The organism is Isoptericola sp. NPDC055881 (assembly GCF_053615895.1).
Genome location: NZ_JBSHCR010000020.1, coordinates 1 through 19,402, shown reverse-complemented (window position 1 = coordinate 19,402; position 19,402 = coordinate 1). Strand labels below are relative to the sequence as shown.

General features: G+C 75.4%; 18 protein-coding genes. 10 read left to right on the top strand and 8 right to left on the bottom strand.

All coding sequences use genetic code 11. From position 1 onward, the window contains the following. Nucleotides 1-27 precede the first annotated feature (27 nt). The 3 genes from ACWGKI_RS08450 to ACWGKI_RS08440 are packed head-to-tail and all read right to left on the bottom strand — an operon-like array spanning nucleotide 28 to nucleotide 3,120. Nucleotides 28-1,248, bottom strand: coding sequence for an MFS transporter (locus ACWGKI_RS08450; RefSeq protein WP_452186210.1), 1,221 nt, complete (start codon nucleotides 1,246-1,248; stop codon nucleotides 28-30). A gap of 4 nt (nucleotides 1,249-1,252) precedes the next feature. Then, the gene (locus ACWGKI_RS08445) at nucleotides 1,253-1,981 is read right to left on the bottom strand and encodes an ABC transporter ATP-binding protein (RefSeq protein WP_452186209.1); all 729 of its coding nucleotides are present in this window, start codon (nucleotides 1,979-1,981) and stop codon (nucleotides 1,253-1,255) included. Between the two features lie 44 nt (nucleotides 1,982-2,025). Further along, nucleotides 2,026-3,120, bottom strand: coding sequence for an FtsX-like permease family protein (locus ACWGKI_RS08440; RefSeq protein ID WP_452186207.1), 1,095 nt, complete (start codon nucleotides 3,118-3,120; stop codon nucleotides 2,026-2,028). Nucleotides 3,121-3,277: 157 nt separating this feature from the next. Between ACWGKI_RS08440 and ACWGKI_RS08435 the strand changes: the two genes are divergently transcribed. Both ACWGKI_RS08435 and ACWGKI_RS08430 read left to right on the top strand, forming a co-directional pair. After that, nucleotides 3,278-4,609: a sensor histidine kinase gene (locus tag ACWGKI_RS08435; RefSeq protein ID WP_452186205.1), complete on the top strand. Its 1,332-nt coding sequence runs from the start codon at nucleotides 3,278-3,280 to the stop codon at nucleotides 4,607-4,609. Then, on the top strand, nucleotides 4,606-5,229 hold the full coding sequence (locus tag ACWGKI_RS08430) for a response regulator (protein WP_452186203.1): 624 nt from the start codon (nucleotides 4,606-4,608) through the stop codon (nucleotides 5,227-5,229). The genes ACWGKI_RS08435 and ACWGKI_RS08430 overlap by 4 nt, the downstream gene beginning before the upstream one ends. 72 nt (nucleotides 5,230-5,301) lie before the next feature. Here ACWGKI_RS08430 and ACWGKI_RS08425 read toward each other — a convergent pair whose 3' ends face one another. The 4 genes from ACWGKI_RS08425 to ACWGKI_RS08410 all read right to left on the bottom strand — a co-directional run bounded on the left by ACWGKI_RS08425 (nucleotide 5,302) and on the right by ACWGKI_RS08410 (nucleotide 8,429). Beyond that, nucleotides 5,302-5,811 (bottom strand): N-acetyltransferase family protein, encoded by a 510-nt coding sequence (locus ACWGKI_RS08425; RefSeq protein WP_452186201.1) that lies wholly within the window; start codon nucleotides 5,809-5,811, stop codon nucleotides 5,302-5,304. Nucleotides 5,812-5,876: 65 nt separating this feature from the next. Then, nucleotides 5,877-6,197: an AzlD domain-containing protein gene (locus tag ACWGKI_RS08420; RefSeq protein WP_380243817.1), complete on the bottom strand. Its 321-nt coding sequence runs from the start codon at nucleotides 6,195-6,197 to the stop codon at nucleotides 5,877-5,879. Beyond that, the gene (locus ACWGKI_RS08415) at nucleotides 6,194-6,904 is read right to left on the bottom strand and encodes an AzlC family ABC transporter permease (protein WP_380243816.1); all 711 of its coding nucleotides are present in this window, start codon (nucleotides 6,902-6,904) and stop codon (nucleotides 6,194-6,196) included. Before ACWGKI_RS08415 ends, ACWGKI_RS08420 begins: the two co-directional genes overlap by 4 nt. A gap of 58 nt (nucleotides 6,905-6,962) precedes the next feature. Continuing rightward, nucleotides 6,963-8,429: an NAD-dependent succinate-semialdehyde dehydrogenase gene (locus ACWGKI_RS08410; protein ID WP_380243815.1), complete on the bottom strand. Its 1,467-nt coding sequence runs from the start codon at nucleotides 8,427-8,429 to the stop codon at nucleotides 6,963-6,965. Between the two features lie 156 nt (nucleotides 8,430-8,585). Between ACWGKI_RS08410 and dapA the strand changes: the two genes are divergently transcribed. The 5 genes from dapA (at nucleotide 8,586) to ACWGKI_RS08385 (ending at nucleotide 16,076) form a co-directional block, all read left to right on the top strand. Beyond that, on the top strand, nucleotides 8,586-9,524 hold the full coding sequence (gene dapA / locus ACWGKI_RS08405; RefSeq protein WP_380243814.1) for a 4-hydroxy-tetrahydrodipicolinate synthase: 939 nt from the start codon (nucleotides 8,586-8,588) through the stop codon (nucleotides 9,522-9,524). A 22-nt stretch (nucleotides 9,525-9,546) separates the two neighbouring features. After that, nucleotides 9,547-11,232: a ribonuclease J gene (locus ACWGKI_RS08400; protein WP_380243813.1), complete on the top strand. Its 1,686-nt coding sequence runs from the start codon at nucleotides 9,547-9,549 to the stop codon at nucleotides 11,230-11,232. An 84-nt stretch (nucleotides 11,233-11,316) separates the two neighbouring features. Next, nucleotides 11,317-12,075 carry a DUF4328 domain-containing protein gene (locus tag ACWGKI_RS08395; protein WP_452186198.1) on the top strand — a complete coding sequence of 253 codons (759 nt, stop codon included), beginning with the start codon at nucleotides 11,317-11,319 and terminating at the stop codon, nucleotides 12,073-12,075. Between the two features lie 28 nt (nucleotides 12,076-12,103). Continuing rightward, on the top strand, nucleotides 12,104-13,126 hold the full coding sequence (add, locus tag ACWGKI_RS08390) for an adenosine deaminase (protein ID WP_452186196.1): 1,023 nt from the start codon (nucleotides 12,104-12,106) through the stop codon (nucleotides 13,124-13,126). A 121-nt stretch (nucleotides 13,127-13,247) separates the two neighbouring features. Then, the gene (locus ACWGKI_RS08385; protein WP_452186194.1) at nucleotides 13,248-16,076 is read left to right on the top strand and encodes a DNA translocase FtsK 4TM domain-containing protein; all 2,829 of its coding nucleotides are present in this window, start codon (nucleotides 13,248-13,250) and stop codon (nucleotides 16,074-16,076) included. Between the two features lie 15 nt (nucleotides 16,077-16,091). Here the strand turns inward: ACWGKI_RS08385 and ACWGKI_RS08380 are convergent, their stop codons facing one another. Further along, nucleotides 16,092-17,390 (bottom strand): CapA family protein, encoded by a 1,299-nt coding sequence (locus tag ACWGKI_RS08380; RefSeq protein WP_452186192.1) that lies wholly within the window; start codon nucleotides 17,388-17,390, stop codon nucleotides 16,092-16,094. Nucleotides 17,391-17,517: 127 nt separating this feature from the next. Here ACWGKI_RS08380 and pgsA point away from each other — a divergent pair, with 127 nt between their 5' ends. From pgsA to ACWGKI_RS08365, 3 genes are all read left to right on the top strand, one after another. Further along, nucleotides 17,518-18,120: a CDP-diacylglycerol--glycerol-3-phosphate 3-phosphatidyltransferase gene (gene pgsA, locus ACWGKI_RS08375; RefSeq protein ID WP_380242661.1), complete on the top strand. Its 603-nt coding sequence runs from the start codon at nucleotides 17,518-17,520 to the stop codon at nucleotides 18,118-18,120. Continuing rightward, nucleotides 18,117-18,659, top strand: coding sequence for a CinA family protein (locus ACWGKI_RS08370; RefSeq protein ID WP_452186190.1), 543 nt, complete (start codon nucleotides 18,117-18,119; stop codon nucleotides 18,657-18,659). Before pgsA ends, ACWGKI_RS08370 begins: the two co-directional genes overlap by 4 nt. 234 nt (nucleotides 18,660-18,893) lie before the next feature. After that, nucleotides 18,894-19,241, top strand: coding sequence for a helix-turn-helix domain-containing protein (locus ACWGKI_RS08365; protein WP_380242657.1), 348 nt, complete (start codon nucleotides 18,894-18,896; stop codon nucleotides 19,239-19,241). The last annotated feature ends 161 nt before the right edge of the window (nucleotides 19,242-19,402 follow it).

Below are 19,402 nucleotides of genomic sequence, written 5' to 3'. Positions count from 1 at the left end.
GCGCGTCACGGCGTCGTGACGGTCCCGCTACGACGCCCGGCGGGGGAACGCCTGGCGGGCCACGAGCACCGCGACCAGGGAGACGGCGACGATGCCTGCGCCCGTCAGCGCGAGGGCCTGGGGGCCGGGGCCGGCCACCACCACGGCCCCGACGGCTGCGCCGAGCCCGATCCCGAAGTTGGAGGTCGCGTTCACGAAGGCGCCCGCGATGTCGGGCGTCGCGCCCTGCGTGCGCAGCGCCGCGGCCTGGAAGGTGGCGGGGATCGCCCCGAACGCGGCGAGCCACACGCCCGCCGCGACGAGCACCCCGGCGGTGGCCGGCAGCGCGAGCGCCAGTGCGACGAGCGCGACGGCGATCGTCGCCATCGCGACGATCGTCAGGGCGCGAGGGCTGTGGTCGAGGTAGCGGGCCGCGCCCCACAGCCCGACCAGACCGAGCGCCCCGAACACCAGCAGCGCCGGCCCGACGGCGGGTTCCGACAGCCCGGCGGCCAGCAGCAGCACCGAGATGTACGTGTAGACGGTGTACTGCCCGCCGAAGAGGACGGTGTTGGTGCCGACGACGAGCCCGAGCCGGGCACGCCCCTGGCGGGCGGCCGCCGCGTCGCGCGGCGGGGCGGTCTCGACCGCGACCGACGGCAGGAGGCGCGCGACCAGGAGCGCCGTCACGGCGCAGACCGCCGCGAGGACCCCGAAGGACCAGCGCCAGCCCACGGCGGCGCCGAGCGACGTCGACAGAGGCACGCCGAGCACGAAGCCCAGGGTGCCCCCGGCGGTGACGAGCGTCAGCGCGCGTCCCGTGTAGAGGGGGCTGACCAGCCGGGCGGCGTACGCGATCGACACGGAGAAGAAGACCGCGTGCCCGAGCCCGCCGAGCACCCGCGCCCCCGCCACCACGGCGTACGACGGCGCCACGGCGACCAGCAGGTTGCTCAGGGCGTAGGTGGCGAGGGTGACGAGCAGCAGCGGCTTGCGGGCCAGCGACCGGGTCGCGACCGTCAGCGGGACCGCGCACGCCGCGACGACGAACGCGTACACCGTGACCAGCAGCCCCGCCGTGGACTCGCTGACCCCGACGCCCCGCGCGACCTGCGGCAGCAGGCCCACCGGCAGCACCTCCGTCGTGATCGCGACGAAGTTGGCGACGCCGAGCACCGCGATCCCGGCCGCGGCGTCACGGACGGTGCGCGTCGGTGACGAGGCGGGTTCACGGGCCGGGCCGGGTGCGGGGCCGGAGGGGAGGGGCACCGCCTCATCCTGCCACCGGTGCCCCGGCGGCGAGGGGGGCGTCCGCGCGCCCGGGGTCGACCCGGCCGTCGACGAGCCGGACGACGGCGTCCACCGGGCCGAGCGTCGACTCGTCGTGCGTGACCAGCACGGTGGCGGCGCCACACTCGCGTCCGAGCGAGGTGACCAGCTCGACGACCGCCAGCCCGCGGTCGTGGTCGAGCGCGGAGGTGGGCTCGTCCACGAGCAGCACGTCCGGCGTCGTCGCCAGGGCGCGCGCGATCGCCACGCGCTGACGCTGGCCGCCCGAGAGCTGTGCGGGGCGACGCCGCGCCTGGTCGGCCAGCCCGACGGCGTCGAGCAGCTCGAGGGCACGGGCGCGCAGGGCGGAGGGTCGTGCGCCGCGGAGGTGGGCGAGCAGCTCGACCTGCTCGACGGCCGTCAGGGACGGCAGCAGCTGCGGCTGCTGGAACACGATGCCGACGTGGTCGCGCCGCACCCGGGTGGCCTCCGCGACGGTCGTCGTGGGGGTGAGCACGGGCGCGTCGGGGCACGCGCCGAACGTCACGGTGCCGGACGTCGGGCGGGTGAGGCCTCCGGCCACGGCGAGCAGGCTGGACTTGCCCGAGCCGGACGGGCCGACGAGGGCCGTCGTCGTGCCTGCGGGCACCGTGAGCGAGACGTCGTCGACGGCCGTGAGGGTCGAGGAGCCGTCGGGGTAGACGAGCGTGAGGCGGTCGAGGTGCAGGTCCATGGTGGTCTCCCGGAGAGGTTGCGGGGCAGGGGGCAGCGGAGCGGTCAGCGGGCGGCGAGCGCGGCGTGCGGGTCGACGCGGGTGATGCGCGCGACGGCGAGCCCTGCCCCTGCGACACCGAGGACGACGAGCAGCGCCGCGGGCAGCACGGTGGTGGCGACGGAGACGACCACCGGGACGGCCGAGGGCAGGAGCGCGGCCGAGCCGGCGGCGAGGAGGGTGCCCAGGGCGACGCCGCCCACGAGGACCACGACGGCCTGCCCGATCGCGTCGCGCAGCAGGTAGCCCGTCGACGCGCCGAGGGCCTTGAGGACGGCGACGTCACCGCTGCGCCCCACGGTCCAGACGGTGAAGAAGGCCCCGACGACGAGCGCGGAGATCGCCAGGAGGAACGCCTGCATGGTGGTGAGCGAGCCGTTCTCTGCGGCGAAGGAGCCGACCGCCGTGCGGGCCTCGCGGGGAGTGAGCACGACGGTCCCCGTGGCCTCCGCGACCGCCGCCACGGCGTCGTCGTCGAGGCTGTCGCTGAGCGCCATGGCGGTCGCGACGTCGCCGGCCCCGGCGTCGGCCGGCCCGGCGCCGACCGCCTGCCAGTCGTCCAGGGTCGTCCAGACCACGGGGGTGTGCGCGTAGGAGGCGTCGTCCGGCACGACGCGCGAGACCCGCAGGTGCTGGGACGCGACCACGAGGGTGTCGCCGCCACGCGCACCGAGGTCCTCGGCGGCCCCGGCCGACAGCACCACCCGCCCGGCACCCACGTCCGCACCGTCCGGCACGAGGCCCGACCCCGGCCGCACGCCGAGGACGGTGACGGAGACGCCGCCCGCCCCCGCGCCGAGCGTGGCGCGCGTCGTGGCGATGCCGAGCGGCTCGGCGGCCGTCACCTCGGGCTGCGCCTCCCAAGCAGCGACGTCGTCTGCGTCCACCTGGGAGGCGGCGAGGTCGACCGCGGCGCCGTCGGGCACCGAGAGCGCGACGTGGTCGACGGGCAGGTCGGTGATCACGGACGTCGACTCCCGAGCGAGCCCCGCGGTGAGAGAGGCGAGGAAGGTCACGAGGAACGTGACGAGGACGACGACGACGGACACGAGGGCGAACCGGCCACGGGCGTGGCGCAGGTCGCGCAGGGCGACGAACACAGGGACCTCCGGGTGCGGGGACGAGTACCCCTCGAGGCTGCCGTCCGGCCGCGTCCTGGGGATCCGGCCCGCGGCCGGTCGGCCGCCGCCGCGAGGTGGAGGTGCGGCTCCACCTTTCGGCCGATGCGTGGCGCACCACCGTGGCTACGGTGAAGGCATGCCCGCCCGCCCCGCCCACCCCGCGCTCGCGACGACCCGGGGGCTGCAGGTCGGTCTCGACGTGCTCGTCGGCGGCCTCGTGCTGTTCTCCGTCGGCCAGGTGCTGGTGTCGGGCGGGTCGCGCGGCGGGGTGCTGACGGTCGTGCTGCTCGCGGCCGCGCTGCTCGCCCTCTACGCGGTCGGCCGGGCGCGGGTCCACGTCGTCGACCGGCCGGTCGGCGCACCGCGCGGCGCCTGGTGGCCCGGCGGGGCGTGGATGCTGGCGCTGGGCCTGCTGTGGCTCGCGCTGGCGGCCGCGGCACCGGGGGCCCTGTGGCTGGCGTTCCCGCTGATGCTGCTGCAGATGCACGTGCTCGGCCCGCACCGTGGCGTCGTCGCGGTGGTCCTCACGGCGGGAGCCGCGGTCGCCGCCTGGGCTTGGTGGTCGGGCACGCTCGTGGTCGGGGCGGTGCTCGGGCCGCTGCTGGGCGGTGCGGTCGCCGTCGGCGTCGTCCTCGGGCTCGAGGCGCTGGTGCGCGAGGCGCAGGAGCGGCAGCGCATGCTCGCCGAGCTGCGGGCCACGCGCGCCGACCTGGCCGACGCCGAGCGCGACCGCGCCGTCGCCGGCGAGCGCGAGCGCCTCGCGCGCGAGATCCACGACACGCTGGCGCAGGGCTACTCGGCCATCGAGCTGCTGCTGCGCGCGGCACGCGCCCAGGTGGGCGGCGACGACGCCGCCGCCCGCGACGGGATCGACCGGGCCCGCGACGTCGCGCGCGAGAACCTCGCCGAGGCCCGCCGGTTCGTCCGCGACCTCGCCCCCACCGATCTCGCCGGGGCGGGGGAGACCGCGCTGGCGGCCGCGCTGCGCCGCGTCGCCGGGCGCACCGCGGACCGGGGTGACGTCGCCGTGACGGTCACGGTCACCGGCGCGCCGCGGGCTGTCGGCACGCCGGTCGAGACCGCGCTGCTGCGCGTGGCGCAGTCGGCGCTCGCGAACGTCACCCAGCACGCGGGGGCGCAGGCGGCGGCCGTGACGCTGAGCTACCTGGACGACGCCGTCGCCCTCGACGTCGTGGACGACGGCGTCGGGTTCGACCCGGCATCGCTCGCGCCGACCTCCGGGCCAGGCCGCGGGGCAGGCCGTGGGGCAGGCCGCGGGGCAGAGGACGACGCGCCCGGCGGCTACGGCCTGGTCGCGATGCGTTCGCGGGCGGCCGAGCTGGGCGGCACGTTGAGCGTCGAGTCCGCCCCGGGTCGGGGGACGGCGCTCGCGGTCCAGCTGCCGGTGCCCGCGGCCGCGCCGCCGAGGACCGGCGCGTCCGCGGAGCTCGCGGGGGAGGAGGCGTGATCGAGGTCGTCCTGACCGACGACCACCCGGTGGTGCGCGCGGGGCTGCGCGCCGTCCTCGACGCTCAGCCCGACGTGCGGGTGGTCGCCGAGCTGGGGCGTGCCGAGGACCTCGTGGCGCGGGTGCGCCGCGGCGAGCCGGCCGACGTGCTGCTCGTCGACCTCCGCTTCGGCGAGGGCCGGCTGGGCGGCGTCGAGGCGACGCGGCAGGTCGTGGCCCTGGGCGGCCCGCCCGTGCTGATCCTCACGACGTACGACTCGGACGCGGACATCCTCGCCGCCGTGGAGGCGGGTGCCGCCGGGTACCTCCTCAAGGACGCGCCGACCGACGAGCTCGCGGCGGCGGTCCGCGCCGCGGCGACGGGGCAGGCGGTGCTCGGCCCGGCCGTGCAGCGCCGGCTGCTGGGGCGCCTGCGCGCGCCCGGTGTCGCGCCGACGCTGCGGGAGATCGAGGTGCTGGGGCTCGTCGCCGCCGGCCGCAGCAACGAGGAGATCGCCCGCGCGCTGTTCCTCACGCGCGCCACGGTGAAGTCCCACCTGGCGCACGTCTACGACAAGCTCGGGGTGACCTCGCGCACGGCGGCCGTGGCCGAGGCGCGGCGGCGCGGCATCCTCGCCTGACGACCCGCCCGGGCGTCGCGCACAGGCTCACCCGTCACCTGTCGCCCTTCACCCGTCATACACGGTCGGGCCTCAGAGGGCGGCCGACCAGCGCCGCTCCACGACTTCCCGCACGCCGGTCGCCAGGGTGCGGGTCATGCCGTCCGGGCCGAGGCCGGCCGAGGAGAGGAAGCGCTCGCGGGCGGAGTCGTCGTCGAGCACCCAGGTGACGACCTCCTCGGCACCGTCGGTGCGCAGCCGGTCGACCGCGGCCGACAGCAGGCGTGAGCCGTGCCCGCCCCGCTGGTGCTGCGGCTCCACCTCGAGGGCGACGAGCTGGCCCGGGCCGACGGCAGCGAAGCCGACGACCGCGGGGCCGTCGAGCGCGACGAGGACGGCGAAGCCCGGCCCGGGCGGCGCGGAGATGGCGCGCGCCCAGCGCTCGCGCATCGTGTCGGTGTCGAGCGCGTCGACGACGCCGTCGCCGAGCGCGACCTCGTGCGTCGCGCGCCACGCCGACACCTGGACGCGGGTCACCGCGTCCTCGTCGCCGGGGACGGCCGGGCGGACCGAGACGTCGGCCGTCTCGCGGAAGAGTGCCATCGGGCCACCCTAGTGAGTGACGGCGAGGGAGTGACGGCGAGCGAGTGACGGCGGGCGCGGTGGCGTCAGCCCCAGCCGAGCGCGCGCAGCCCCGCGGCGGTCGCGGCCGCGAGCACGACCACGAGGATGAACGGCGCGCGCAGCGCGAGCGCGATCGCGGCGACGGCCAGCGCGGGCACCCGCGCGTCGACGGCCAGCGACTGGCCGTCCGCGAACGTCTGGACGACGACCAGCGACACGAGCAGCGCCACCGTGACGAGCGTCGACGTGCGCTGCACCCGCTCGGTGGCCAGCCAGTGCTCGGGGACGAGGTGGCCGCCGAGCTTGAGCGCCAGGCTGAGCAGGGAGGCGACCAGCACGGTCACCCACAGCACCGTGGTGGTCATGCGGCCTGCTCCCGGTGGTCTGCGGGGCGCGGGCCCGCGACGAGCCCGACGACGATCGCGGCGGCCGCCGCCGCGAGCACCGGCACCCCGGCGGGCGCCAGGGGGACGAGGGCGGCGGTGACCGCCACGGCCACCGCTGCCACGAGCTGCGCCTGCCGTGACGCGAGGCGCGGCCACACGAGGGCGAGGAACGCCGCCCCGGCCGCGGCGTCCAGCCCCCACGCGCGCGGGTCGCCGAGAGCGTCGCCGGCGAGAGCCCCGAGCAGCGTGAACGCGTTCCACAGGACGAAGACGCCGATCCCGGTGACCCAGAACCCGGCCCGGGTGGCCGCCCGCTCCCGCTGCCCGACCGCCACCGCCGTCGACTCGTCGATCGTGAGGTGCGCCGCCGCGAGCCGCCGCCAGCCGCGCACCTGCAGGAGCGGGGCCACCACCGCGCCGTACAGCGTGTTGCGCACGCCCAGCAGCGTCGACGTCGCGATCGCGGCGACGGGGGAGCCGCCCGCGGCGACCACGCCGACGAGGGCGAACTGCGAGCCTCCGGAGAAGAGCAGCAGGCTCAGCACCATCGTCTGCGGCACGCTCACGCCCGCCACGACCGACAGCGCCCCGAAGGAGATGCCGTAGAGCCCGGTCGCCAGGGCCACCGAGGCCCCCTGGCGGACGGCGGACCGCACCGCCGGGTCCGGTCGCGCTGCACGTGTCACGCCGGTAGTTGACCACGAGCCCCGGTGCCGCGGGAAACGCGCGGACGGTGCTCGCCGCTCAGAGGGCCACGTACACGGTCTCGAGGTACTCCTCGAGGCCCGCCTCGCCCCCTTCGCGCCCGAGTCCCGACTGCTTCATGCCGCCGAACGGGGCGCTCGCGTCGGACACCATGCCCCGGTTGATGCCGATCATGCCGGCGTCGACCTCGGCGCCGACGCGCAGGGCGCGGTCGAGGGAGGTGGTGTAGGCGTAGGCGGCCAGCCCGTACTCCGTGTCGTTGGCGAGGGCGATCGCCTCGTCGTCGTCGGCGAACGCGACCACGGGCGCCACCGGCCCGAAGATCTCCTCCCGCACCGCCCGGGCGTCCGGGCCGACCCCGGACAGCACCGTCGGCTCGAAGAACGTGCCGGGACCGTCGGGCCGCCCGCCACCGGTGAGCACCTGCGCGCCCCGCCCGGAGGCGTCGTCGACGAGCTCGGCGACCTTGGCCACCGCCTTCTCGTCGATGAGCGGACCGACGTCCACGCCGTCCGCGTCGCCGCGCCCGACCCGCAGCCCCGAGAACCGGTCGGCGAGCCGTTGGGCGAACTCCCGTGCCACCGAGTCGTGCACCAGGAAGCGGTTGGCCGCCACGCAGGACTGCCCGGCGTTGCGGAGCTTGGCGACGGTGGCGCCGTCCACGGCCGCGTCGAGGTCGGCGTCCGCGAACACGACGAAGGGCGCGTTGCCGCCCAGCTCCATCGACGTGCGCAGCACCTGCTCCGCGGCCTGCTGCAGGAGGCCCCGGCCCACGGCGGTGGAGCCGGTGAACGACAGCTTGCGCAGCCGGTCGTCGCCCAGGAGCGGTGCGACCAGGTCGGCGGAGGTGGCGGTCGGGACGACGTTCACGACGCCGCGCGGCAGGCCGCGGTCGGCCAGCTCGGAGCGGATCACCTCGGCCACGAGCATGGTGGTGAGCGGGGTCTGGTGCGCGGGCTTGATCACGACCGTGCAGCCGGCGGCGAGCGCCGGGCCGATCTTGCGGGTCGCCATCGCGATGGGGAAGTTCCACGGGGTGATCAGCAGCGCCGGGCCGACGGGGCGCCGGTGCACGAGCTGGCGGTTCGTGCCGGCGGGCGCGGTGCGGACCACGCCGTCGGTGCGGACCGCCTGCTCCGCGTACCAGCGCAGGAAGTCGGCGCCGTACACGACCTCGGCGCGCGCCTCCGCCAGGGGCTTGCCGCACTCGGCCGTGATGAGCGAGGCGAAGGCGTCGCTGCGCGCGACGATCCGCTCGTACACGGCCCGCAGCAGCTCCGAGCGCTCCCGGGGCGCCACCGCGCGCCACGCCGGCGCGGCCTCCGCGGCCGAGGCGAGCGCCCGCCGCCCGTCCTCGGGCGAGGCGTCGGCGACGTCGAACAGCACCTCGCCGGTGGCCGGGTCGGTCACCTCGAAGGTCCGGCCGCCCGCGGCCGCGGTCCACTGGCCGTCGGCGAGCATGCCGGTCGGCAGATGGGCGACGAGCGCGGGGGACAGCGAGCTCATGCCCCGAGTATGCACAGGGGGCGGCCTGCTCGACACGGGAACGTCGCACGACCCGGCTCGCTCTCCGCCACGCTGCCCCCGGAGCCGGCAGGTCCGGGTGGTGCTCGACGGGTGAACCGGTCCGTCCCGCACGGCCGCGCCCGGTACGGTTGACCCATGACGCTCGCCCCCACCGCCGCGCGCCCCTTCGGCGCTGTCCTCACCGCGATGGTCACGCCCATGACGCCCTCGGGCGACGTCGATCTGGACGCTGCGGCGCGGGTGGCGAAGCGGCTGGTGGACGAGGGCAACGACGGGCTCGTGCTCTCGGGCACCACCGGCGAGTCGCCGACGACGCACGCGCCCGAGAAGGCGGACCTCGTGCGCGCAGTCGTGGACGCCGTGGGCGACCGCGCCTTCGTCCTGGCGGGGGCAGGCTCCAACGACACGGTGCACGCGGTGCGCATGGCCGAGCAGGCGGCCGAGGCCGGTGCGCACGGCCTCCTCGTCGTCTCGCCCTACTACTCGCGCCCCAGCCAGGAGGGCCTGTACCGCCACTTCGTGACGGTGGCGGACGCGACCGACCTGCCCGTCATGCTGTACGACGTGCCAGGCCGCACCTGCGTGCGGATCGCGGCGCCGACCTACGCCCGCCTCGCGCGGCACCCGAAGATCGTCGCGACGAAGGACGCGACCGGTGACGTCGCCTCGGCCGCCCTCCTCGCCGCCGAGACCGGGCTCGCCTGGTACTCCGGCGACGACAGCCTGCTCCTGCCCTTCCTCTCCGTCGGCGCCGCCGGCATCGTCTCCGTCTCCGCGCACGTCGTGGCCGGAGCGTTCGCCGAGGTCGTGCGCCGCTGGGACGCGGGCGACACCGCCGGCGCCCTCGCCGCCTTCCTCCCCACCCTGCCCGTGATCGAGGCGCTGAACGGCGCCGGCGCGCAGGCCGTGATGGCGAAGGCCGCGCTCGAGGCGCTCGGCGCCCTCGACAACCGCGAGCTGCGGCTGCCGAACACCGCCGCCACCGAGGACGACGTCGCGCTGGTGCGCGGCGCCCTCGCCACGGCCGGCTATCTCGACGACGGCGTCCGCGCGGGCGCCACCACACTTCCGTAAGACCGACCGGCCTGGAGGCCTCGTGAGCCACCCTCACCCCGAACTTCCCCTGCCCCCCGCCCTGCCGTCGAAGGGGCTGCGCATCGTGGCCCTCGGCGGGCTGGGCGAGGTGGGCCGCAACATGGCCGTCCTCGAGTACGAGGGGCGGCTGCTCGTCATCGACTGCGGCGTCCTCTTCCCCGAGGACCACCAGCCCGGCGTGGACCTGATCCTGCCGGACTTCGACTACATCAAGGACCGCCTCGACGACATCGAGGCGATCGTCCTCACCCACGGCCACGAGGACCACATCGGCGCCGTGCCCTACCTGCTGCGGCTGCGCCGGGACATCCCGCTGGTCGGCTCGCGGCTGACCCTCGCGTTCGTCGACGCCAAGCTCAAGGAGCACCGCATCAAGCCGGTGCTGCGCGTCGTGGCCGAGGGCGAGACCGCACGGTTCGGCGTGTTCGACTGCGAGTTCGTCGCCGTCAACCACTCGATCCCGGACGCGCTGGCCGTCGCCGTCACGACGGGCGCCGGCACCGTGCTGCACACCGGCGACTTCAAGATGGACCAGCTGCCGCTCGACGGCCGCATCACCGACTTGCGCGCGTTCGCCCGGCTGGGCGAGAAGGGCGTCGACCTGTTCATGGTCGACTCCACCAACGCCGAGGTCCCCGGCTTCGTCACGAACGAGGTCGAGATCGGCCCGGCGCTGGACGCCGCCTTCGCGCAGGCGGAGAAGCGGATCGTCGTCGCGTCGTTCTCCTCGCACGTGCACCGCGTGCAGCAGGTGCTCAACGCCGCCCACGCCCACGGGCGCAAGGTCGCGCTCGTCGGGCGGTCCATGGTGCGCAACATGGGCATCGCCGCGGAGCTCGGCTACCTCGACGTCCCGCCGGGCGTCCTCATCGAGCTGAAGCAGGCCGCCAGCCTGCCCGACGACCGGATCGTCTACATGTCCACCGGCTCCCAGGGCGAGCCGATGGCGGCGCTCAGCCGGATGGCGAACGGCGACCACAAGGTCCAGGTAGGCCACGGCGACACCGTGATCCTGGCGTCGTCCCTCATCCCGGGCAACGAGAACTCCGTGTTCCGGGTGATCAACGGCCTGACCCGCCTCGGCGCGCGCGTCGTGCACTCAGGCAACGCCAAGGTGCACGTGTCGGGGCACGCGAGCGCCGGCGAGCTCCTGTACTGCTACAACGTGCTCAAGCCGCGCAACGTCATGCCCGTGCACGGGGAGGTGCGCCACCTCGTGGCCAACGCGGCGCTCGCGGTCCGCACGGGCGTGCCCGCCGACCGCGTGGTCCTCGCCGAGGACGGCGTGGTCGTCGACCTCGTGGACGGCAAGGCGTCCGTCGTGGGTGCGGTGCCCTGCGGGTACGTCTTCGTCGACGGCTCGACCGTCGGCGCGGTGACCGAGAACGAGCTCAAGGACCGCCGGACGCTGGCGGAGGAGGGCTTCGTCTCGGTCTTCGCGGTCGTGGACACCGCCACGGGCAAGGTGCTCGCCGGCCCGCAGATCCTCGCGCGCGGGATGGCCGAGGACGCCGCGGTGTTCGAGGAGATCCAGCCCGACGTGGTCGCGGCGCTGGAGACCGCCATCGCGGGCGGTGCCACCGACACCTACCAGCTGCAGCAGGTGATGCGTCGCGTCATCGGCCAGTGGGTGAACCGCCGCCTGCGCCGCCGCCCGATGATCGTGCCGGTGGTCGTGGAGGCCTGACGGCATACCCCCTGGTCAGGGGTGACGAGCGACGGGGTCGCGCCAGTATGCTGGCGCGGCCCCGCCGCCGTCCCGGAGGTCTCGATGACCCGACCTGACCCGTTCGCCCCGCCGTCCGGCGTGGTGCCGCCGGAGCATTCGACCCTGGCTCGGGCGCAGTCCGTCCGGCCGGAGCCGCGGTACGGCGCCTTGGCGCCACCCGGGCCGAGCCCCGCGCCCACGGTGCCCGCCGTGCTCGCCGGCGCCCCGACGGGTCTCGCAGCGGCGGCGTCCGTGCTGGCGGTGGTCTGGACGGTGCTGCAGCTCGGCTTCTTCCTCACCTCGCTCGCGGCAGTGGAGCCCTACGAGGCCGCGCTCGCTGCGCGCAGGTCGCTGATGACCGTCGTGACGCCGTACGACTCGCTCGCGGTGCTCGCGTTCCCCGTGCAGGTGGCGATGTTCGTCGTCGGGTGCCTGTGGCTCCAGCAGGGTCGCCGGCTCGCGGCGGCCCTGTCTCCGAGCGTCCGGCAGGTGCGACGCCCCGTGTGGGTCTGGCTGGGCTGGGTCGTGCCGTTCGTCTTCCTCTGGTTCCCGTACCAGGTGGTGCGGGACGTGCGCGCGGCCGCCGTCGGGGGCACCGCGTCGCGCCGGCTCGGGTGGTGGTGGGCGTGCTGGCTGGTCGGGCTGTGGTCGTCCAACCAGGCGTCGCTCGTGTCGATGGGCCTGCGCGCGACGGATCCCGAGGTCGTCCCGGTGTTCGAGGGGATCTCCTTCGCGGCGACAGCCGCCGCCTGCGCGCTGTGGGTCGGGCTGGTCCACGAGATCACGCGGGGCCTGCAGACCCGGCTCGCCCCGGTCCTCTGACCCAGGAGCGAGCCGTACCCTGCCTGGCATGACCTCGATCCCGACGAGCCCGAGAGCCCCGGTGCGCCCGCCGCGCGCCGAGCTGCACCTGCACCTGGAGGGCACCCTCGAGCCCGAGCTGGCGTTCGCGCTCGCCGAGCGCAACCGCGTGCCGCTGCCGTTCGCGGACCCCGCCGCGCTCCGGGCGGCCTACGACTTCACGGACCTCCAGTCGTTCCTGGACCTCTACCACGCGACGTCGCAGGTGCTGCGCACGGCGGAGGACTTCGCGGACCTCACCGTCGCGTACCTGCGGCGCGCCGCCGCGGGCGGCGTGCGACACGCCGAGCTGATGGTCGACCTGCAGACCCACGTCGCGCGTGGCGTGCCGCTGGAAGAGGTGGTGGCGGGCGTCGCCGGGGGCCTGGCCGCGGGCGAGGCGGAGGTCGGCGTCTCCGGTCTGCTGATCGCGGCCTTCCTGCGCCACCGGCCCGCCACGGAGGCGGACGGGCTGCTCGACGACCTGCTGGCCCTGGACGCACCGGTCGCGGGGGTGGGCCTCGCCTCCACCGAGGTCGGGTTCTCGGCGGCACCCTTCGCGGCGGCCTTCGCGAAGGCCGCCGCGCACGGGCTGCGCCGCACGGCCCACGCCGCCGAGGAGGGGCCGGCGTGGCACGTCACCGAGGTGCTGGACGTGCTGGGCGTGGAGCGCGTGGACCACGGCATCCGCGCGCTGGAGGACGCCGACGTCGTCGACCGCCTGGTGCGGGACCAGGTGCCGCTCACGGTGTGCCCCGTCTCCAACGTCCGCCTGCAGGCGGTGCCGTCGCTCGCCGCCCACCCGCTGCCGGCGATGCTCGCGGCCGGGCTCGCCGTGTCCTTGAACTCCGACGACCCGGCGTACTTCGGGGGCTACGTCGACGAGGTCGACGACGCCGTGACGGCCGCCTTCGGGCTCACGCGGGACCAGCGCGCCGACCTCGCCGCCGCCTCTTTCCGCGGCTCCTTCCTGGCACCGGCGCAGGTCGCGCGGCACCTGGCGGCCGTCGAGGAGTGGCGCACGGCAGGCTGAGCGGCTCTCGCGGGGATCGGTCCGAGCGCCGCTGCCGGGGTGCCCGTCGCGGGCCGAGGCGGCAACACGCACCCGGGACCTGCGGCGTCGCGGCCCGGACCCCGGGTACCGTGAGGGCATCATGGCGACCCGGACACCCGCCCGCAGGATCACCGGGACTCCGCGGGGCACGGCGAGAACGGGGCGGACCGCATCCGTGGCCGCCCCGACCCGGCGTGCGCCCGCCCGCAGCTCGTCCTCCGGCCGTTCCGGCAAGAGCACGGGCAAAGGCAAGGGCACGGGCCGCGGCGGCAACGGGCGTCGTGCACCGGCCCGTCCGGCCCGTCCGGCGCGGTCGGGGCCGTCCTGGCCGGTCCGCGCCGTGCGGGGCCTGTACCTGGGCGTCGCGCACGGGCTCGGCAGCCTGACCCGCAGCATCACCAAGGGAGCAAGAGACCTGGAACCCGAGCACCGCCGAGACGGCGTCGCCTTCTTCCTCATCGCCCTCGCGCTGATCGTCGCCGCGCGGGAGTGGTGGGGGATCTCCGGCACGTTCGGCACCGTCGTGCACGCCGTCGTCGCCGGCACCGTCGGCCTGGCCGGCGTGGCCGTGCCCGTGCTGCTCCTGTGGCTCGGGTTCCGCGTCATGCGCCACCCCGAGCGAGCCCAGGCGAACTCCCGCGTCGCCATCGGGCTCGCCTTCCTCGTGGTGTCCGTGTGCGCGCTCGTCGCGATCGCGGAGGGCACGCCGGCGCCGAGCGACGGGTTCGCCGCCCTCCAGGACGCAGGCGGCATCATCGGGTATCTCGCGGCCACGCCGGTCGTGACGGGCCTGACCGAGTGGGTCGCCGTGCCGCTGTTCCTGCTGCTCGGGTTCTTCGGCCTGCTGGTCGTCACGGCCACGCCGGTGCACCGGATCCCGGAGCGGGTGCGTGGCCTGTACGACCGGCTCACGGGCAACCACCGCGACCCGGACGAGACCGCCGACGACGGGCTCGCCCTCGCCGAGGGTGTCTCCCGGCACGACGGCACCGACCCCGCGCCGCGCAAGAAGCGCACCCGCAAGACGAAGGCCGAGCGCGCGGCGGAGGCCGCCGAGGCCGCGGGACTCGACGAGTACGTGGGCGACGAGGCCTTCGAGAAGGCGGCCACCCTGGAGAAGGAGGCGGCCGAGGCACGCGCGGCAGCCAGGAACGGGCAGGGGAAGGCCACCCAGCGCGTCGGGGCGGCCCCCGCGACCGCCCCGGTGGAGGCGGTCGGCGCCGCCACCACGGTGACCCGGTCGGACGAGGGGGCCGCGGCCCCGGCCGGCGACCTGCCGCCGATGGGGCGTGCCGAGCAGCCGATGCTCGACGGCGACACCGTCTACCTGCTGCCCGACGAGGAGTCGCTCGTCAAGGGCGCGCCGCACAAGACACGGTCCGCGGCGAACGACCGGGTGGTCGAGTCCCTCACGAAGGTCTTCGAGGACTTCGGCGTCGACGCGCAGGTCACGGGCTTCACCCGCGGCCCGACCGTCACGCGGTACGAGGTGGAGGTGGGTGCCAAGACCAAGGTCGAGCGCATCACCTCGCTGTCGAACAACATCGCGTACGCGGTGGCGAGCGCCGACGTGCGGATCCTGTCGCCCATCCCGGGCAAGTCCGCGATCGGCATCGAGATCCCGAACTCCGACCGCGAGACCGTCGTCCTCGGCGACGTGCTGCGGTCCTCGGCCGCCCGCCGCACCGAGCACCCGATGATCATGGGCGTGGGCAAGGACGTCGAGGGCGGCTACGTCGTCGCGAACCTCGCGAAGATGCCGCACATCCTGGTGGCGGGTGCCACGGGCGCGGGCAAGTCCAGCTTCATCAACTCGCTGATCACCTCGATCCTCATGCGGGCCACGCCGGAGCAGGTCCGGCTCGTGCTGGTGGACCCCAAGCGCGTCGAGCTGACGATCTACGAGGGCATCCCGCACCTCATCACGCCCATCATCACCAGCCCCAAGAAGGCCGCGGAGGCCCTCGACTGGGTGGTGCGCGAGATGGACGCCCGGTACGACGACCTCGCGACCTTCGGGTACAAGCACGTCGACGACTTCAACTCCGCCGTGCGCGCCGGCAAGGTGAAGCCGCTGCCCGGATCCGAGCGCAAGATCGCCCCTTATCCGTACCTGCTGGTCGTCGTCGACGAGCTCGCGGACCTCATGATGGTCGCCCCGCGGGACGTCGAGGCCTCGATCCAGCGCATCACGCAGCTCGCGCGCGCCGCCGGGATCCACCTGGTGCTCGCCACCCAGCGGCCCTCGGTCGACGTCGTCACCGGCCTCATCAAGGCGAACGTGCCCTCCCGCCTCGCCTTCGCGACGTCCTCGCTGGCGGACTCGCGCGTGGTCCTGGACCAGCCCGGGGCCGAGAAGCTCATCGGCCAGGGTGACGCCCTCTTCCTGCCCATGGGCGCGGCCAAGCCGATGCGCGTGCAGGGCGCCTGGGTCACCGAGTCCGAGGTGCACAGCGTCGTCGAGCACGTGAAGGCGCAGCTCAAGCCCGTCTACCGGGAGGACGTCACCGCACCGGCCGCGGCCAAGAAGCAGGTCGACGAGGACATCGGCGACGACCTCGACCTGCTGCTGCAGGCGACCGAGCTGGTCGTGACCACGCAGTTCGGCTCGACGTCCATGCTGCAGCGCAAGCTGCGGGTGGGCTTCGCCAAGGCCGGCCGGCTCATGGACCTGCTGGAGTCGCGGGAGATCGTCGGGCCGTCCGAGGGGTCGAAGGCCCGCGAGGTGCTCGTGACGCCGGACGACCTGCCCTCGGCGCTCGCGCTGATCCGCGGGGAGACGCCCCAGGCGTACGACCAGGACGCCGACACCGCGGGAGGCGGAGCTCCCGCCGACCCCTACGCGGACGGCACGGACGGGCACGCCCCGCCCGTGGCCACCGACTACCACGACGACGCGGACACCGACCCCGAGCACGGCTGGCGCTGAGTCCGCGCCGGTCGGTCACCGTCCGTGCGGCACGACCCGTGGGGGCAGGCCTGTCGCCTCGGGGGGTCGGCGCCGCTCGCGCGCGACGTGGCCCACCGCGTCGGCGACCCGGTCCGCACGTGCCCCGAGCTCCGCACCGGACAGGGTCGTGCTCGCCGGGTCGTCCAGGACGTCGGGCAGCACGTGGACCTCGTGGCCCGCGGCGAGGTCCACCGTGGTCCCGGTCCAGCGCAGGGCCGACACCCGGGTCGGTTCGTCCGGCGCCTCCTGGGTGAACGTCGCGGTGAGGAGCACGCCGTTGCTCGTCCGGGCGTCGCAGCACGCGCTGCTCTGGTTGGACAGCAGGTTGCCCAGGCCGTACGCCACCCACATGCCGTGCCCGCCCGGCCCCCGCCCCACCCGGTCGATGCGCTGCGGCACGTGGGCGTGGTGCCCGATGACCAGGTCGACCTGCCGTGACCGCGCCAGACGACGGACCACGTCCTCCTGCTGGTCGGTGAGCGTCTCGGTGTACTCCGTCCCCGCGTGGAGGCTGACGACCACGACGTCGGCGCCGGCCTTGCGTGCGGCGCGCGCCTGGGCGACGAGGTGGTCGGCGTCGATGAGGTTCACCGCCCACGGCGCGTCCGCGGGCATCGGGAGGCCGTTCAGCCCGTAGGTCGCCGCCAGGTGCGCCACCGTGATCTCCCGGCCGGCGCGCTCGAGCACGTACAGCTGGGGGGCGTCCTGCTCCGCGGCGCTCCGCGCCGTCCCCACGTGGCCCATGCCCTCCGCGTCCAGACGTCGCAGCGTGGCACGCACCCCGGGGTAGCCGCGGTCCACCGAGTGGTTCGACGCCGTGGAGCAGCCGTCCCAGCCCTGCTCGTGCAGGTCGCGCAGCAGCCCCGGCGGTGCGCCGAAGAGCGGGTAGCCCGTCGGCAGGGTCCCCTTCGGCGCCACAGGGACCTCCAGGTGGCACAGCGCGAGGTCGGCACCCCGCACCCAGCGGTCGAGGCCGGCGAGCAGCGGGGAGAAGTCGGGGTCCTGGCCGCCGCCCGCGGAGTCCACGACCGGCCCGTGGGGGAGCACGTCCCCCGCTGCCAGGAGCGTGAACACCGCGGGCCGCGGTGACGGGCTCGATGTCGGGCTGGATGTCGCGCTGGATGTCGGTGGGGCCGCCGGGGGCGTCGACCCCGCGCCCGGCACCCCCGGCGAGGCGCCGAAGAGGGCGCCGAGGCCGAACGCCCCGGCCACGCCGAGGACCACGCCGCACCCGGCGGCGACGACGAGACGTCGGCGGGTGGGGCGCCCGTCGTCGGACGCGTGGTGGGGCACGGCAGGAGGGTACTGCCGGCGCCGTGGCGCGTGCGCTCACCCCGCGAGGACGTCCGCCGAGTTCACCCGGTCCTTCCCGGGCGGGCGAGACGCGCCCGCATGCCCGGTGCGCCGATAGGGTGTTCCGGTGGTCAACGAAGCGCCCTCGCCCTGGAACGTCGCCAACGCGGTGACCCTCGTGCGCATCGCGCTCGTGCCCGTCTTCGCCTGGACCCTTCTCATGGAGGGCGGCGACTCCGTCACGTGGCGCCTGGTCGCGACCGGCGTGTTCGTCCTGGCCGCCGCGAGCGACCGGGTGGACGGCTATCTGGCCCGGTCGCGCAACCTCGTGACCGACCTGGGCAAGCTGCTCGACCCGATCGCCGACAAGGCCCTCATCGGCACTGCCCTGATCCTGCTCTGCTGGCCCCTGGGCGAGCTGCCCTGGTGGGTGCCCACCGTGATCCTCGTGCGCGAGCTCGGGGTCACGGTCCTGCGCATGGTCGTGCTGCGCTACGCCGTGATGCCGGCGTCCCGTGGCGGCAAGCTCAAGACGGTGCTGCAGTCCGTGGCGATCACGCTGTTCCTGCTGCCGCTGGCGTCGCTGCCCGGTGCGGTGCTGGTCGTCGCCTGGGTGGTGCTCGGGCTGGCGATCGTCGTCACCGTCGTGACGGGGGTCGACTACTTCGTGCAGGGGCTGCGGCTGCTCGGCGAGGGCCGACGGCAGGCCGGTCCTCGCCGGGCGGCATGAGCGCCGGCCGGGCCGGCGCCATGCCCGCCGGGGATCTCGCGCCGGCGGTGCTCGACGGCGCGCGGGCCCGCGGCTGGACGGTCGCGGCTGCGGAGTCGCTCACGGGCGGCCTCGTCGTGGCCGCTCTCGTCGACGTCCCGGGCGCCTCGGCCGTGGTGCGGGGCGGCGTCGTCGCCTACGCCACCGACCTGAAGGCCTCGGTGCTGGGCGTCGACCCTGCGCTGCTGGCCCGCCGCGGCCCCGTCGACCCGGACGTCGCCGCCCAGATGGCGGCCGGAGCCCGCCGGGTGCTGGGGTCCGACGTCGGGCTCGCGACCACCGGTGTCGCCGGACCGGACCCGCAGGACGGTCACCCTCCGGGAGAGGTGTACGTCGCGGTGAGCACGCCCTCCGGCGACCGGGTGCGCCGGCTCGACCTCCCGGGGGACCGGCCCGCCGTGCGGTCTGCGGCGGTCCGCGCCGTGCTGGCCCTGACGCTCGACGCCTGGGGTGCCGCACCAGCGGGAACGCCCGCAGGCGCTCCTGTGAAGGACGCGTGACGAGCCTGTCGGGGCCTGTGCCCTCGGGAACAAGGCCCCGGGTGCGCGCGTTGTGCTGGCGTGATGACCGACAGGGCACGAACCAGTCTCGATCCGCGCCACACCAGGCCGGGCGGGCCGCGCGCGCGGTACGGTAGTGCCACCCCTGGTGTCAGGGGAACGACAGGACGGACGAGGAACCCGGTCACGACCGGACCGAACCCGGGACGATCGGCCACGGAGAGGGGGCGCGAGATGGTCGTACTGCGACGTGAGATCGGCGACGTGCTGCGCGATGCGCGGCAGCGCCAGGGGCGCACCCTGCGTGAGGTGTCGTCCGCCGCGAGAGTCTCGCTCGGCTACCTGAGCGAGGTGGAGCGCGGACAGAAGGAAGCATCGTCGGAGCTGCTGGCGTCGATCTGTGACGCCCTCGACGTGCCGATGTCCCTCGTGCTGCGCGAGGTGAGCGACCGCATCGCGGTGGCTGAGGGGCTGCACATCCCCGACACGATCCCGGCGGACGTCTTCGCCGGCATGCTCAGCCGCGGCGAGTCGCGCGACGCCGACCAGGCGATGCGAGGGGACCTCACCCCGGTCGGCTGAGACTCAGGTTGGCTGACACAGCGCGCCACACGGAGCCGGTCCCGCGAGCTTTCCTCCCCGGGACCGCGCCAGGAGTTACCCGGGGGGGCCGCCCGCCCCCGGGGGCGAGGGGCACCCCAAAGTTGGGGGCGACCCCCCCGCGGGGGGCCCCCCCGGGCCCC

Bases quoted from the DNA above. Each gene is read 5' to 3' on its own strand.
- ACWGKI_RS08410 (WP_380243815.1), bottom strand. From the start codon at position 8,429: ATGAGCTCGCTGTCCCCCGCGCTCGTCGCCCATCTGCCGACCGGCATG.
- ACWGKI_RS08395 (WP_452186198.1), top strand. From the start codon at position 11,317: ATGACCCGACCTGACCCGTTCGCCCCGCCGTCCGGCGTGGTGCCGCCG.
- add (WP_452186196.1), top strand. From the start codon at position 12,104: ATGACCTCGATCCCGACGAGCCCGAGAGCCCCGGTGCGCCCGCCGCGC.
- ACWGKI_RS08365 (WP_380242657.1), top strand. From the start codon at position 18,894: ATGGTCGTACTGCGACGTGAGATCGGCGACGTGCTGCGCGATGCGCGG.
- ACWGKI_RS08435 (WP_452186205.1), top strand. From the start codon at position 3,278: ATGCCCGCCCGCCCCGCCCACCCCGCGCTCGCGACGACCCGGGGGCTG.
- ACWGKI_RS08420 (WP_380243817.1), bottom strand. From the start codon at position 6,197: ATGACCACCACGGTGCTGTGGGTGACCGTGCTGGTCGCCTCCCTGCTC.
- dapA (WP_380243814.1), top strand. From the start codon at position 8,586: ATGACGCTCGCCCCCACCGCCGCGCGCCCCTTCGGCGCTGTCCTCACC.
- ACWGKI_RS08425 (WP_452186201.1), bottom strand. From the start codon at position 5,811: ATGGCACTCTTCCGCGAGACGGCCGACGTCTCGGTCCGCCCGGCCGTC.
- ACWGKI_RS08385 (WP_452186194.1), top strand. From the start codon at position 13,248: ATGGCGACCCGGACACCCGCCCGCAGGATCACCGGGACTCCGCGGGGC.
- ACWGKI_RS08445 (WP_452186209.1), bottom strand. From the start codon at position 1,981: ATGGACCTGCACCTCGACCGCCTCACGCTCGTCTACCCCGACGGCTCC.
- ACWGKI_RS08370 (WP_452186190.1), top strand. From the start codon at position 18,117: ATGAGCGCCGGCCGGGCCGGCGCCATGCCCGCCGGGGATCTCGCGCCG.